Genomic DNA, 13,354 nt, shown 5'->3' with positions numbered 1-13,354 from the left:
GACGTGCGATCCGACACGCCCGGCGTCCCGGAGGATGACGCAGAGTCATTGCCACAGTGCAGCCATGTCGCCCGGCACGGAACCGGGTTGTGCGCGATCTACTGGGGCGCTGAACTGCGAAAACGCCGAGATCCGGTACGTAGGTGTGCCCGACGGTCACGCGTAGTCAGGCCTCCCGGCGTTCGAGGTCGGGTGTGTCGGGGTGGGCGGAATCGTTTCGGGGTCCTGATCTAGGTCACCCATTCGAGGGACCGCACCAGCCCCGTGCATGGATAGGAGCACCAAGACGATGATCGGCACCGACACCATCAGCCGCGTGATCGGCCAGGACGTGTACGACGAGTCCGGTGAGAAGATCGGCTCCGCGGCAGAGGTCTACCTGGACGACGAGACCGGCCAGCCCGAGTGGGTCACGGTGCGCACCGGCCTGTTCGGCACGAAGGAGTCCTTCGTGCCGATCCGGAATGCAGACCTGACCAACGACGGCGTGCGCGTACCGGTGAGCAAGGCCCGCGTGAAGGACGCCCCGAAGATCGACACCGACGGGCACCTGTCGCCGCAGGAGGAGCAGGAGCTCTACCGCTACTACGGCATGGGCGCCGGCACGGACACCGCCATGACCACGGAGACGACGACCACCACGGGTATGGCGACCGGCACGACGAGCGACTTCGACGCCCGCGGCGCCGTCGGTCACGACACCTCCGGCCCGACCACCGACAACGCGATGACCCGCTCCGAGGAGCGGCTCAGCGTCGGCACCCGCTCGGAAGAGGTCGGCCGCGCCCGCCTGCGCAAGTACGTCGTGACCGAGAACGTCACCGAGACCGTGCCCGTCTCCCGTGAAGAGGTCCGCGTCGAGCGCGAGCCCATCACCGACGCCAACATCGGCAACGCCATGGACGGGCCGGCCATCTCCGAGGAGGAGCACGAGGTCGTCCTGCACGCCGAGACCCCGGTCGTGGCCAAGGAGGCCGTCCCGGTCGAGCGCGTCCGCCTGGACAAGGAGACCGTCACCGAGCAGGCCACGGTGACCGAGGGCCTCCGCAAGGAGGAGATCGAGGTCGACGGCGCACTGGAGACCGACCGCACGATCGAGACCGACCGCGACCGGCGCATCTGAACGGCCCCCGGCGCACGCGCCGGGACATGAGGACGGCGGCGGCCGGTCGAGGACCAGACTCGACCGGCCGCCGTTCTCTGCGCAGGTGAGATGCTCGCACCTGTGAGCGAGCCCACCGTCCGAACGATCGCCGACGAGTCCCCGACGTTCACCGGACCCGGGGAGCTCGCCGCGGCGCTCGAGGGCACCGGCTACCTGCCCGACGAGGGCCTCGCGACCGCCGCCTACCTGGCCCTGGTGATGCACCGCCCGCTGTTCCTCGAGGGCGAGGCCGGCGTGGGGAAGACGGCCCTGGCCCACGCGCTGGCGCAGGTCACCGGCCGGCCGATCTACCGGCTGCAGTGCTACGAGGGTCTCGAGGCCAGCCAGGCGCTCTACGACTGGGACTTCGGCCGCCAGCTGCTGCACCTCCGGGCCGCCGAGGCCGCCCATGCCGCCGACGACCCCGAGCGTCTCGAGGCGTCGCTCTACGACCGCCGCTTCCTGCTCGCCCGCCCGCTCCTCCAGGCACTGGAGGACGCGCCCAGCGTGCTGCTCGTCGACGAGATCGACCGGGCGGACGACGAGTTCGAGGCGTTCCTGCTCGAGGTGCTGTCGGACTTCACGATCTCCATCCCCGAGCTCGGCACCGTGCGGGCGACCACACCGCCGCTCGTCGTCCTCACCTCCAACCGCACGCGCGAGGTGCACGACGCGCTCAAGCGCCGTTGCCTGTACCACTGGCTCCAGCACCCCGACTTCGACCGCGAGGTCGCGATCCTGCGCCGCCGCCTTCCGGACGTCACCGAGCAGCTGGCTCGCGAGGTCGCCCGCGCCACCGGGAAGCTCCGCACGCTGGACCTGCTCAAGCCGCCCGGGATCGCCGAGGCGATGGACTGGGCGACGGCGCTGCACACCCTGGGCGCCCGCGCGCTGGACCCCGAGCTGGCCGCCCGGACGCTCGGTGCGGTGCTGAAGTACCGGGAGGACACCGATCGGGTGCAGGCACTGGCCCGCGGGGCGATCTTCGGTGCTTGAGGCCTCCCTGACCCGGCCGGAGCGGGACGTCGTCGACACCGTTCTCGGTTTCGCCCGCACGCTCCGCCACGCCGGCGTCGGCGCGTCCCCGGACCGGGTGGAGGCGATGATGGCCGCGCTCGGCTCGCTCGACGTGCTCGACCCGACCGCCGTGTACTGGGCCGGGCGCCTCACGCTGTGCAGCGGGCCCGACGACCTCGACCGCTACGACGCCGCCTTCGCCGCGTACTTCGCCGGCGAGGTTCCCCGGGCCGGCCGTCCGTCGGCCCTGCCCCCGGTGCAGCAGCTGGCCGCCTCCGCGCCGCTCGAGCTCGGCACCGGGGACGTCGACGACGCACCGGACTCCCCCGAGCTCGCCGTGCAGGCCAGTCCCGACGAGGTGCTGCGGCACCGCGACGTCGCCGACCTGACCGCCGCCGAACGCGACCACCTGCGCCGGCTGTTCGCGCTCCTGGCGCCGGCCACCCCGATGCGCCCCTCGCGGCGCCGCCGGCCCAGCCTGCGCGGCGCCGTGCACCCGGCCCGCACCGTGCGGTCGGCGCTGCGCGACGGCGGTGAGGTGCGGCGGCTGCTGCACCACCGGCGGCAGCCGCGTCCGCGCCGCGTCGTCCTGCTGGTCGACGTCTCCGGGTCGATGTCGCCGTACGCGGACGCGCTGCTGCGGTTCGCGCACGCCGCCGTACGCGCCTGGCCGGCCTCGACCGAGGTGTTCACGATCGGCACCCGGCTGACCCGCGTCACTCGGGAGATGCGGCAGCGCGACCCGGACAAGGCGCTGGCGGCCAGCGGCTCGGCGATCCCCGACTGGTCGGGCGGGACACGGCTGGGCGAGGTGCTCAAGGCGTTCCTCGACCGGTGGGGCCAGCGTGGCACCGCCCGCGGCGCGGTCGTCGTCTTCTGCAGCGACGGGTGGGAGCGCGGTGGGACGGATCTGCTCGCCCAGCAGATGGTCCGGCTCCGGCGGCTCGCGCACTCCGTCGTCTGGGTGAACCCGCACAAGGGGCGCCGCGGGTACGAGCCGTTGACCGGGGGGATGCAGGCGGCCCTGCCGTCGGTCGACCACTTCGTGTCGGGGCACAGCATGGCCGCGTTCGAGGAGCTGACGAGAGTGATCCAACATGCGTGAAGTCGAAGGACCCCTCGACGGGGCCATCCGCGGGAAGGAGCTGTCCGGTGCGTGACGTGTTGGATGACTTGATCGGCTGGTGGCAGGCGGGGGAGACCGTCGGGATGGGGACGGTGGTCGCCACCTGGCGGTCGGCCCCCCGGCCGGCCGGGGCCTCGATGCTGGTCGGCCCCGACGGCACGGCGGTGGGCAGCGTCTCGGGCGGCTGCGTGGAGGGCGCGGTCTACGAGGAGGCCAAGGACGTCGTCGAGACGGGGGAGCCCACCCTCGAGCGGTACGGCGTGAGCGACGATGACGCGTTCGCCGTCGGCCTGACCTGCGGCGGGATCCTCGACGTGTTCGTCGAGTCCGTCTCGCGCGAGTCGTTCCCCGAGCTGGGGGAGGTCGCCGAGTCGGTCGAGAACCACGAACCGGTCGCCGTCGTGACCGTGGTCAAGGGCCCGGACGACCGGCTGGGCCGGCGGCTGGTGCTCTGGCCGGACCGGGAGTCGGGCACGCTCGGGCTGCAGCGCCTGGACGACGCGGTCGCGGCCGACGCCCGCGGGATGCTGGCCGCCGGTCGCACCGGACTGCTGCACGTGGGCCACGACGGGGAGCGGCGCGGCGACGACCTGACCCTCTTCGTGAACTCCTTCGCGCCGCCCGCCCGCATGGTCGTCTTCGGCGCGATCGACTTCGCCGCGGCGGTCGCCCGGGTGGGCGTCTTCCTCGGCTACCGCGTCACGGTCTGCGACGCCCGGCCGGTGTTCGCGACGCCGAAGCGGTTCCCGGACGCGCACGAGGTCGTCGTCGAGTGGCCGCACCGGTACCTCCAGGCCGAGGTGGACGCCGGGCGCATCGACGAGCGGACCGTGCTCTGCGTGCTGACCCACGACCCGAAGTTCGACGTCCCGCTGCTGGAGGTCGCGTTGCGGATCCCGGTGGCCTACGTCGGCGCGATGGGGTCGCGGCGGACGCACGACGAGCGGGAGTCCCGGTTGCGGGAGGCGGGGCTGAGCGACGCGGAGATCGCCCGGCTGTCGTCGCCGATCGGGCTCGACCTGGGTGCCCGGACGCCGGAGGAGACGGCCGTGTCCATCGCCGCCGAGATCATCGCCGGGCGCTGGGGGGGCTCGGGGGAGCGCCTGGCCGGCATCGAGGGCCCGATTCACCGGACAGCGGAACGCGCCGAGCCGGCGCTATAGCGGATCAGATATATCTTTCCCGCTATGACACCGCCGCCGCGGAAGTCGTCCTTCCCGGGCCTGGGGGATCTCTCGGGCCGACGCCGGGAGCTGATCGACGAGCTGGTGCGCGTCCGGCAGGAGGGCGACCTCAGCCAGACGGAGATCGCCGCGCGGATGGGGACCTCGCAGTCGGCCGTCGCCCGGCTGGAGAGCGGGGCGCTCGATGCCCGGCTCTCCACGCTCGAGCGGTACGCGGCCGCACTGGGGCGGACGGTGGACTGGCAGATCCGACCGTCCGAGGAGTCCTGATGAACCGACCGTCCGGCACCTACCCGCCGCTTCCCCCGTCGCCGCCCGATCCTCCGTTCCCGCGTCACACGCCGTGGCTGCCCGAACCGAGGCCGACCGGCCCCGGTGCGGTCTCGGCGTCCGCGTCGATGGTCGTGGGCGACCGCGACTGGCTCGGTGAGCGGCTGCTCGAGCGGCGGGTGGTCGCGTTGGCCGGCGACCTGGACGACGACGCGGTGAACCGCGCGATCGCCGCCCTCGCCCTGCTGGACGCGACGGGCGACGACCCGGTGGGCCTCCGCCTCTCGGGCGTGAGCGCCGAGCTCGACACGGTCCTGCCTCTCGTCGACGCGCTCGACCTGATGGGCGCCCCGGTGCACGCGACCGCCCTGGGCCGGCTCACCGGACCGGCCGTCGCGCTGCTCGCCGTGGCCGACCACCGGGTGGCCGGGGCGCACGCCGTGTTCCACCTCTGCGAGCCGCGGTCGCCGCACGGCATCCCGGGCCGGGAGGTGGAGGCGTTGGCCGCGGAGCGCGCGGCCCGGCTTCGGAGCTTCACCGAGCGCCTGGCCGAGGCGTGCCGACGTGCGGTCGAGGAGGTGGCCGCGGACATGCGCGCCGGCCGGCTCCTGGACGCAGCGGAGGCCCGGGACTACGGGCTGGCCGACGCCACGGAGCCGGGGCGCGACCGCTGAGCGGGCCGGCCCACCGCTACGACGTCGAGGTCGTCGGGCTGCTCGCCTCCCCGGTGCACCGCTACGACGGCCGCCCGTGCACGACGGTCCCGGAGCAGGCCGGGGACCGACGCGAGCGGATCGAGATCCGGGCGGGCGTCGGCATCCTGGGCGACCGCTACGCCGGGAGGCTCGCCCACCGGGACGCCTCCGTGACGCTCATCGCCGCCGAGTCGCTCGACGCGCTCGCCCTCGACCTGGGGGTGGCGCCGTTCGCCCCGCTGCTCACCCGCCGCAACGTCGTCCTCAGGGGCGCGGACGTCGAGAGCCTGCGGAGGACGACCTTCGCCCTCGATTGTGGGGAGGGTGTCGTCGTCCTGCGGGGTGGCCGCCCGGCGAACCCCTGTGCCTGGATGGACGTCGCCCTCGCACCGGGGGCTCACCGCGGCCTGCGCGGCCGGGGCGGGATCCGCTGCGCCCCCGAGACCGGCGGTGTGCTGCGGCTCGGCCCCGCCGTCCTGACGCTTCTCGACACGCCCGGAAAGGCCGGCTAGCGCAGGCATCGACCGACGGGACCGCAGGATCTCCCAGGCCGGACGTCGGAGTTCCGGAGATCGGTACGTCCGGAGGACCTCCCATGCACATCCCCCAGCTCGCCCGTGCGAGTGCCACTGCGGCCGCCGCCGCACTGCTCCTCACCGCGTGCGGCGGCAGCCCGCTCGACGGCAAGACCGGGCCGGAGGTCGCGGCCGCGGCCGCCGACGCCCTCGAGGAGGCCGGCTCCGTCCAGGTCTCGGGCACCATCGAGCAGGACGGCGAGCAGGGCGAGGTCGACCTCTTCCTGCAGGGCGAGGACGCCACCGGCACGCTGACGATGGGCGGCGTCGACGTCGAGCTGCTCAGCGTCGGCGGCCAGGTCTACCTGCAGGCCCCACCGGAGTTCTGGAGCGGCTTCGGCATGCCCGAGGAGTTCGCCGCGCAGTTCGACGGCCAGTGGGTCGTCGTCCCCGCCGACGGTGCCTCGGAGTTCGAGGACTTCTCGCTCCAGGGCTTCATCGACCAGCTCCGCAACCCGGAGAGCTCCGTGAAGGACGACGTCACCACCGGCGAGGTCGACGGCACGGACGTGGTCGTGGTCGAGCAGGAGGACGGCAGCAGGCTGTCGGTCGCCGACGCCGACGACGCCTATCCGCTGGAGATCTCCAACAAGGGCGACAACGCCGGCACCCTCACCTTCAGCCGTTTCGGCGAGGAGGAGGACATCACCGCGCCCGACGACGCGCTCGACCTCAACGAGCTCGCGGGGTCCTGACCCGGCGGGAGGGCCGGCCGCTCGGCGAGACTGGCCGCGTGTCCGGCGCTCCCGTGATCGTGGTCGGCGCCGGGCCGGTGGGGCTGACGGCGGCGCTGCTGCTCGCCCGGCGGGGCGTCGCCGTCGAGGTCCTGGAGCGGCACCGCGCGCCCTATCCCCTCCCCCGCGCCGTGCACCTCGACGACGAGGTGTTCCGCGTCCTCCAGGCCGCCGGCGTGGCCGACCCGGTGCTGGCCCGCACCCGGCCGATGGCCGGGCTGCGCCTGCTGGACGGGGCGCACCGCGTGCTCGCCGAGTTCGACCGCCATCCCGACGCGGGCATCCACGGCTTCCCGCAGGGCTCTTTCGTGCACCAGCCGGACCTGGAGGAGGTCCTCGCCGCAGCGGCGCAGGACGCCGGTGTCGCCGTCCGGCGCGGTGCGGAGGTGACCGGCCTGACCCAGGACGGCGACGGCGTCACCCTGACCGTCCGCCCCCGGGACGGCGGTGCGGACCGGTCCGTCCGGGCCCCCGCGGTGCTCGGGTGCGACGGCGCGAACAGCACCGTGCGCGGCCTGATCGGTTCGGCCATGCGCGACCTCGGCCCAGCGGACCGGTGGCTCGTGCTCGACGTCCGGTCGGCGGACGCGCTGCCCGTCTGGCCCGGCGCACACCAGGTCTGCGACTCGCGGCACCCGGCGACGTTCATGCCCGTCACCGGTGACCGGTACCGGTGGGAGACCCGGATGGCGCCCGGGGAGACCGTCGCCGACCTGACCACGCCCGCGCGGCTGGCGGCGCTGCTGGCCCCCGTCGACCCCGCGTCCGTCGAGTTCGTCCGCGCGGTCGAGTACACCTTCCGCGCACAGGTGGCCGACCGCTGGCGAGCCGGGCGCGTGCTGCTGGCCGGGGACGCCGCCCATCTGAGCCCGCCGTTCGTCGGCCAGGGCATGGGGCTGGGGCTCCGTGACGTCCACCAGCTGGTCTGGAAGCTGGCCGACGTCCTCGACGGGGCCGCCGACGAGGAGCTGCTGGACACCTACCAGGCCGAGCGCGAGCCGCACGCCCGTGCGCTGATCCGCGTCGCCCTGCTGCTGGGTCGGCTCATGACGGGTGGAGGGCGCGGTGGCGACGTCGTCCGCCGGGGGGTGCTGGCCGCCGTCCGGCGGATCCCGGCCGTCGCCGCGCTGGCCACCGACAGTCGGACCCCGCCGCTCCGACCGGGTCCGCTGGTCGAGCGCCGCGGGCGGGCGGGTCGCCGGCTGGCCGGCACGCTCGTCCCCGACCCCGAGGTGGTCGCCGACGGCCGGTGGTGCCGCCTGGACGACGTCCTCGGGCCGGGGGAGTCGGAACTCACGTCGGACCTGTGCGTCCACCGGGCCGACGGCAGCGAGGTGTCCCTCGAGGACCCCGGGGGGACGCTGCACCGGTGGCTGGGGAGCGCTCCCCGGATCGGCATCCGTCCCGACCGCATCGTCCGCGCCGTGCTCCCGCGGTCCCGGGGCTGAGGTTGACGTCGCCTTAGCGTGGCCTTGTCCCGGGCGGTCGCACATTTGCCGGCATGAGAAAGCCAGTGATCATCGCAGCCGCCCTCGCCATGAGCGCCTCCGTGGCCGGGCTCGCCTATGCCGCCGCTCCCAGCGGCTCGACGCCGACGGAGGACTCCTCCGTGGTCACGACGGTGCCGTCGGGCACCACGTCCTCGTCCACCGCCTCGAGCTCGTCGTCCACCGCCGAGCGGACGGCGGAGACCACCCCCACCTCGGTGCCCACCCACTCCTCCCGCCCGGACGACCACGGCGGCGACCGGGTCGGCGGCGGCCACGGTGCCGACGACGGCCCCGGCCACGGCACTGCGACGCACAGCTCGTCGACGCCGAGCCCGACGTACGACGCCCCGGACGACAGCGACGGCCGGGTCCGCGGCGGTCACGGCCGAGACGACGGCCCCGGTCACGACGTCGGTGACGACCACGGCGGTGACCGCCGCGGTGGGGACGACGACAGCTCCGGGCGCGGCTCCGGCGGGGATGACGACGACAACTCCGGCCGCGGAGGCGGCGGGCGCGGCTCCGACGACTGAGCGACCGACCGTGCGCAGATCGTGGTGATGCGCCCCGCCTCACCACGGTCTGCGCACACTCACGCCGGGATCGCTCAGGACATGCCCGGATCCCTCCCGTCCCGGTCAGGAGCTGCGACGGATCGCCGCTGGTGGGGCTCCACGTGCGCTGACGTTCCGCGCAACCCACCCCTTGGGGGCATCCGGCGGGCATCCGCTACAGGAAAGCCCGGATCCGTCCGATGGAGCGGACGTGATCCTCGAACTGCGGGCCAGGGCGGCCCGGCTGCTCCCCGAGGGTCGCCTGCTGCCCGACGCCGTGTGGCAGCGCCGGCACCGCGCCATCGTGCGGCTGTGCCTGGCGTCGTCGGCGCTGCTCGTGATCTTCGCCTGGCTGCGCGGCTACGGACAGCCCGCCGCCGTCGCCGTCATCCTCGCCGTCGCCGGCCCGGTGGCGCTGGCCGTCCTCCCCCAGCTCGGCCGCAAGGGCCAGGCCGCGGCCACCACCGTCAGCCTGATGGCGGCCTCGGTCGCCCTCGTCCACCTGTGGCAGGGCGTCACCGAGTCGCACTTCATCTTCTTCGTGATGGTCGGCGTGGTCTCGCTGTACCAGGACTGGGTGCCCTACGGCATCGCACTCCTGATGGTGATCCTCCACCACGGCGCCGTCGGGACCGTCTATCCGCACGTCGTCTTCAGTCACGAGGCCCAGCACAACCCGTGGGTGTGGGCCGGGATCCACGGCGCCTTCGTGCTCGCCGCCAGCCTCGCCCACCTCGCAGCCTGGCGGCTCAACGAGGACCAGGTGCTCAGCGACCCGCTGACCGGCCTGGCCAACCGCACCCTGCTCGAGGAGATCACGCACCGCGTCCTGCAGCGCGGTGGCGCGGTGAGCCTGCTGTTCATCGACCTGGACGACTTCAAGGACGTCAACGACAGCCGCGGTCACGCCGCGGGCGACGAGCTCCTCCTCGTCCTCTCCGACCGCCTGCGCGGGTGCGTGCGGCCCGGCGACGTGGTCGCGCGCATCGGCGGAGACGAGTTCGCCGTCGTCGTCCACGGTGGTCCGGACGTCGCCCGGGCGGTCGGCGAGCGGGTGCTCACGTCGCTCGCCCTCCCGGTCCCCCTGGACGGCGGCTCCGTCACCGTCCACGGCAGCGTCGGGGTCGCCGCCTCCACCGACGGGGGCGACGGCACCGCCGGTGCCCTGCTCCGCAACGCCGACCTCGCGATGTACCTCGCCAAGGCCCAGGGCAAGAACCGCCTGGTCGTCTACGCCGACGGGATGGCCGAGGCGGCCCGCCGCCGTGCCGGCCTGGCCCAGGACCTCGCCGACGCCGCGGTCGCCGGCCAGCTCGAGGTCCACTACCAGCCCATCGTGCGGCTGACCGACGGGCGCACCACGGGCTTCGAGGCGCTCGTCCGCTGGAACCACCCGGAGCGCGGGCTCATCCCGCCCTTCGAGTTCATCCCGCTCGCCGAGGAGACCGGTGCCATCACCGGCATCGGTCGCTGGGTGCTGCGGGCCGCCCTGCGGCAGGGCGCGGCGTGGTCCACCCGGACCGGTGCGCCCCTGCGGATGGCCGTGAACGTCTCGCCCCGCCAGTTCCAGGACGGCGACGTCGTCCGCGACGTCGTCGCCGCCCTCGAGGAGACCGGCTTCCCCGCGGGGCAGCTGACCCTGGAGGTCACCGAGGGCGTGCTCGTCCGCGACGCCGACTCCGTGGTCGCCCAGCTCGAGGAGCTGCGGGCGCTCGGGATCCGCATCGCCATCGACGACTTCGGCACCGGCTTCTCGGGCCTGTCCTACCTCCGCCACCTGCCCGCCGACATCATCAAGATCGACCGCAGCTTCGTCAGCGACCTGCCGCAGGACCGCTCTGCGACCACGCTCATCACGTCGATCGTCGAGCTCGCCCGCACCCTGGGCCTCGGCGTCGTCGCCGAGGGCGTCGAGACCGAGGAGCAGCGGCAGACCCTGGTGGATCTGGACTGCGCGCAGGCCCAGGGCTACTTCTTCGCCCGGCCCGAGCCGGCCGACCGCTGCACCGCGCACCTGCCCATGCCGCTCCCCCGGGTGCCGGCCCCGGCCGGCCCGCCCGCCGCCGAGCGGCTGCGGGGCGCCCGCACGGTCTGACCAGGGGCCTGCTCAGAGGTCGACCTTCTCGTTCTCCCCCGCGTCGATCCGCTGACCGGTCACCTTCGCCTTCGCGAAGCTGAAGACGGTCGCCAGTCGCCCGCCGGGGCTGTCCCAGTACTCCGCCGAGTCGCCGTCCACCTTGAGCAGGACGACGCGGTCGTCGTCCGGACCTTCGGGGAACCAGGCCTCGACGGCGCTGTTCCAGAGCTCCCGCTTCCTCTCCCTGTCCTCGACGACGAACGCGCGCCCGGTCAGAGACACCCACGTGCCGCCCGAGCCGACGCCGACGTTGACCTGCGGAGAGACGGTCACGTGCTGGACGGCGGAGGAATCCCGCTCGGCGAAGAACCAGAGGTCGCCGTCGAACTCCACCTCCTGCAGCGTCATGGGTCGGCTGGTCACCGTGCCGTCGGGCGCGGTCGTGGTGAGGAAGCCGAAACGCTCACCCTTGATCAGTTCGGCCACCTTGGCGGTCTGCTCGTCGCTCATGGTGGATTCCATTGCCCACAACCGGTCCCCTGACACCCGCGTCCGCGGGTCCGCTCACCGGACCGGGATCCCGTCCCGGATCCCGATCCGCGGCCTACGCTGCGGCGATGTCCAATCGGGGCCCCTACCTGAGCGCGGCCGCCTGGCCGGAGATCCCGGCCGTCCCGCTGCTCGTGGTGCCGCTCGGATCGGTCGAGCAGCACGGTCATCACCTGCCGCTGAGCACCGACACCTCGGTGGCCTGCGCGGTCGCCGAGTCCGCCATCGAGGCGTTCGACGGCGCCCTGCTCGCGCCGGCGCTGGCCTACGGCGCGAGCGGGGAGCACGAGGGCTTCCCCGGGACGATCTCGATCGGCACCGAGGCCCTCACCGGCCTGCTCGTGGAGTACGGGCGCTCGGCCGGACGGTGGGCCGGCCGCGTGCTGCTGGTGAACGGGCACGGCGGCAACCACGACGCGCTGCGCGCGGCGGTGCCGCTGCTGCGCTCGGAGGGCCGGGACGTCGCCTGGTTCCCCTGCGGGGTGGCCGGCGGCGACGCGCACGCCGGCCGCACCGAGACGTCACTGATGTTGCACGTGGAACCGGAGGGGGTCCGCCTGGCGTCCGCCGTGGCCGGGGTGACCACGCCGATCGGCCGCCTGCTGCCCCGCCTGCGCGCCGAGGGCGTGGCCGGCGTCAGCCCCACGGGTGTGCTCGGCGACCCGGCCGGCGCGTCGGCCTTCGAGGGAGCGGCCCTGGTGGACGAGCTGGTGCACCGGCTCGTCGCCGCGGGCCGCTCCTGGCGGGTCGACCCCGCGGGCCGGCTCGTCGAGTAGGGGGGTCGTCCTCCGGACGACACGCGGTCGGGTGCTTCCTGCGGCCGCGCTGAGCCCCGCGAGTCAGTCGAGGCTCTCGGCGAACATCGGGACCACGGTCTCCAGGGCGTAGAGCAGGCCGGGCGCCGAGGCGCTGGAGAAGGCGTTGAGCACGGTGACGTCGTCCAGGACGACGGCGTGCCCGCCCTGCACCCACGGCAGGCTCTGCCACAGCGGGTCGGAGGTGAACTCCGAGGCCTCGACGAAGATCGGGAAGACGACGGTCAGCTCCGCGTCGAGCAGGTCGAGCTGCTCGTCGCTGACCGGCACGAAGAAGCCGCCGGTCGAGAGGTCGTCGATGGCCGTCTTGTTCCTGAAGCCCAGATCCTCCATGAACTCGACGCGTGCGTCGCCGCGCACGTACGCGCCGAAACCCTCGGACGAGTAGGCGCCCACGGCCACCTCCGTGCCGGCGAACTCCGGGTGCTCCGCGGCGGCGTCGGTGAACGCCTGCTCGACCTGCGTCGCCAGGTCGGCCGCCTCGTCCGACCTGCCCAGCGCCCGGCCGACCATCTCCAGCTGCTGCTGCCAGGTGGTCAGGTACGGGTCGACGCCCTCGGGCTGCCCGATCGTGGGAGCGATGGCGCTCAGCAGGTCGTAGCGCTCCTGGGTGGCGGGGGAGCGGGTGTCGAGGATGAGATCGGGCTCGAGCGCCGCGATCGCCTCGTAGCTGGGCTCCAGCGTCTCGATGATCTCCGGCGCCTCGTCGTAGCCCTCCTCGACCCAGTCGCCGAGACCGTCGCCGCCGACGGCGAGCCAGTCGCTGACGCCGACCGGCTGAACGCCCAGCGCCAGCGACGTCTCCGCGTCCGACCAGCCAAGCGCCACCACGCGCGTCGGCTCCTCCTCGACCGTGACGTCGCCGAATGCGGTGCTCACGGTCACGGGGAAGGCTCCGGAGGAGGTGCTGCTCCCGGCGTCGGGGCCGCCGTCGTCGCCGGAGGCGCCGCCGCACCCGGCGAGGACCAGCAGGCCGGCCATCAGGGTGGCCGGCAGGGTGGCCGGGACGGCCGGACGGGTCGGCATGGGAGCTCCTCCAGGCAGATAGGTAAGGCTCACCTTACCACAGGATCGTCACGGCTGGGTCGCCACCCCGTCCACGGCCCGCCCCGGCGGGCGACCCT

Annotated in this window: 14 protein-coding genes; 12 read left to right on the top strand and 2 right to left on the bottom strand. The window is 73.9% G+C overall.

Going from position 1 to position 13,354, the window contains the following annotated elements; genetic code table 11:
• The first annotated feature begins 289 nt into the window (after positions 1-289).
• The 11 genes from E4P40_RS04845 to E4P40_RS04795 all read left to right on the top strand — a co-directional run bounded on the left by E4P40_RS04845 (position 290) and on the right by E4P40_RS04795 (position 10,884).
• Positions 290-1,123 (top strand): PRC and DUF2382 domain-containing protein, encoded by an 834-nt coding sequence (locus E4P40_RS04845; protein WP_135157759.1) that lies wholly within the window; start codon positions 290-292, stop codon positions 1,121-1,123.
• A gap of 102 nt (positions 1,124-1,225) precedes the next feature.
• Positions 1,226-2,140 (top strand): MoxR family ATPase, encoded by a 915-nt coding sequence (locus tag E4P40_RS04840; protein ID WP_245160140.1) that lies wholly within the window; start codon positions 1,226-1,228, stop codon positions 2,138-2,140.
• Complete coding sequence (locus tag E4P40_RS04835; protein ID WP_135157757.1) at positions 2,133-3,266, top strand: VWA domain-containing protein; 1,134 nt, start codon at positions 2,133-2,135, stop codon at positions 3,264-3,266. The genes E4P40_RS04840 and E4P40_RS04835 overlap by 8 nt, the downstream gene beginning before the upstream one ends.
• Positions 3,267-3,313: 47 nt before the next feature.
• Positions 3,314-4,450: an XdhC/CoxI family protein gene (locus tag E4P40_RS04830; protein ID WP_135157755.1), complete on the top strand. Its 1,137-nt coding sequence runs from the start codon at positions 3,314-3,316 to the stop codon at positions 4,448-4,450.
• A 24-nt stretch (positions 4,451-4,474) separates the two neighbouring features.
• The gene (locus E4P40_RS04825) at positions 4,475-4,741 is read left to right on the top strand and encodes a helix-turn-helix transcriptional regulator (RefSeq protein ID WP_135157754.1); all 267 of its coding nucleotides are present in this window, start codon (positions 4,475-4,477) and stop codon (positions 4,739-4,741) included.
• Entirely contained in the window at positions 4,741-5,415 is a 675-nt protein-coding gene (locus E4P40_RS04820) for an ATP-dependent Clp protease proteolytic subunit (protein ID WP_135157752.1), read from the top strand. Before E4P40_RS04825 ends, E4P40_RS04820 begins: the two co-directional genes overlap by 1 nt.
• 53 nt (positions 5,416-5,468) lie before the next feature.
• Positions 5,469-5,948 carry an MOSC domain-containing protein gene (locus E4P40_RS04815; RefSeq protein WP_245160139.1) on the top strand — a complete coding sequence of 160 codons (480 nt, stop codon included), beginning with the start codon at positions 5,469-5,471 and terminating at the stop codon, positions 5,946-5,948.
• 83 nt (positions 5,949-6,031) lie between these two features.
• Entirely contained in the window at positions 6,032-6,706 is a 675-nt protein-coding gene (locus E4P40_RS04810; protein ID WP_135157750.1) for a hypothetical protein, read from the top strand.
• Positions 6,707-6,744: 38 nt separating this feature from the next.
• Entirely contained in the window at positions 6,745-8,193 is a 1,449-nt protein-coding gene (locus E4P40_RS04805) for a bifunctional 3-(3-hydroxy-phenyl)propionate/3-hydroxycinnamic acid hydroxylase (RefSeq protein WP_135157748.1), read from the top strand.
• 53 nt (positions 8,194-8,246) lie between these two features.
• Positions 8,247-8,768 (top strand): hypothetical protein, encoded by a 522-nt coding sequence (locus E4P40_RS04800; RefSeq protein WP_135157746.1) that lies wholly within the window; start codon positions 8,247-8,249, stop codon positions 8,766-8,768.
• A 232-nt stretch (positions 8,769-9,000) separates the two neighbouring features.
• Positions 9,001-10,884, top strand: coding sequence for an EAL domain-containing protein (locus tag E4P40_RS04795; protein WP_135157744.1), 1,884 nt, complete (start codon positions 9,001-9,003; stop codon positions 10,882-10,884).
• A gap of 12 nt (positions 10,885-10,896) precedes the next feature.
• On the opposite strand, the gene E4P40_RS04790 is transcribed toward E4P40_RS04795, so the two are convergent.
• On the bottom strand, positions 10,897-11,376 hold the full coding sequence (locus tag E4P40_RS04790) for a pyridoxamine 5'-phosphate oxidase family protein (protein WP_135157742.1): 480 nt from the start codon (positions 11,374-11,376) through the stop codon (positions 10,897-10,899).
• Positions 11,377-11,483: 107 nt separating this feature from the next.
• Between E4P40_RS04790 and mftE the strand changes: the two genes are divergently transcribed.
• On the top strand, positions 11,484-12,191 hold the full coding sequence (mftE, locus tag E4P40_RS04785; protein WP_135157739.1) for a mycofactocin biosynthesis peptidyl-dipeptidase MftE: 708 nt from the start codon (positions 11,484-11,486) through the stop codon (positions 12,189-12,191).
• A 63-nt stretch (positions 12,192-12,254) separates the two neighbouring features.
• On the opposite strand, the gene E4P40_RS04780 is transcribed toward mftE, so the two are convergent.
• Entirely contained in the window at positions 12,255-13,256 is a 1,002-nt protein-coding gene (locus E4P40_RS04780; protein ID WP_135157737.1) for an iron-siderophore ABC transporter substrate-binding protein, read from the bottom strand.
• Between the last annotated feature and the right edge of the window lie 98 nt (positions 13,257-13,354).

Source organism: Blastococcus sp. CT_GayMR20, from assembly GCF_004570345.1.
Note: the sequence above shows the minus strand (reverse complement) of the source record. Positions and strands in the feature narration are given on the sequence as shown.